1 protein-coding gene is annotated in these 764 nt (G+C 47.0%); it reads right to left on the bottom strand.

Annotated elements, in window-relative coordinates:
• On the bottom strand, nt 1–764 hold a 764-nt coding region (locus R7Q46_RS26590; RefSeq protein ID WP_318078141.1), incomplete at both ends, for a M66 family metalloprotease.

A 764-nucleotide genomic window follows, 5' to 3' on the forward strand; every position in this document is an offset into this window, starting at 1 on the left:
ATGCGCTTGCTCTAGCGTGTAGTAGTTCGCTTTGTCATTTGAGCCTTTAAAGTTATGGCGCAGACCCATGTTATGACCAAGCTCGTGAACAAGCGTATTGCTGTAAGTCGCAACCGTAATCGCATCTGCGGCTTTCACTTGCAACTCTTTTGGTAGGTATTTCCAACGCTTAAGCTGACGCGATACTTCGTTACCTGCGTCATCGAGTTTGATCTCAAAGTAACGCTCGTCATCCAACTTCAAGTTGTCCAACATGGCCTTGTTGGTTGAAGAAACCCACGACGCTTCGATTGGATAGACGTTGTTCTCTGCCCAGAAAGACAAACGGTTCTCTTCAACTTCAACCACCTTTTCAAACTCCATGTCATCATTGAAGTTTTTCATTAGCTGAGTTGGGCTCTTCGTCGCTGCTTTTCCAGAAACGATGTCTTCTTTTGAAACGAGCGGCGCATGAATGTTTTCATCCGATTTCAGGCTCGCCATCGCCGCCATTGTAGAAAGCGCTTCAATTCTATCCGCAACTTCTGTTTTCACAGATTCGCTGCTGGTTGGCAATGGATCTAAGCCATCTAAGTCCAGTTGATTACGATTATAGAAACGCGCCAAGTTGTCCCAATAGAAAGGCACACCCGTTCTTGCAACACCTGCGTATTGGTTCACGTGGCCTTTGATGATTTCCCCCGTCATCGGGTTAGAAACCGACGGGCCATAGCCAAGCAGACCGTTCGCTAGAGGCTCGTCAATCAGGTTAATCACGTTGTAAC

This window comes from Vibrio sp. 811 (genome assembly GCF_033339195.1).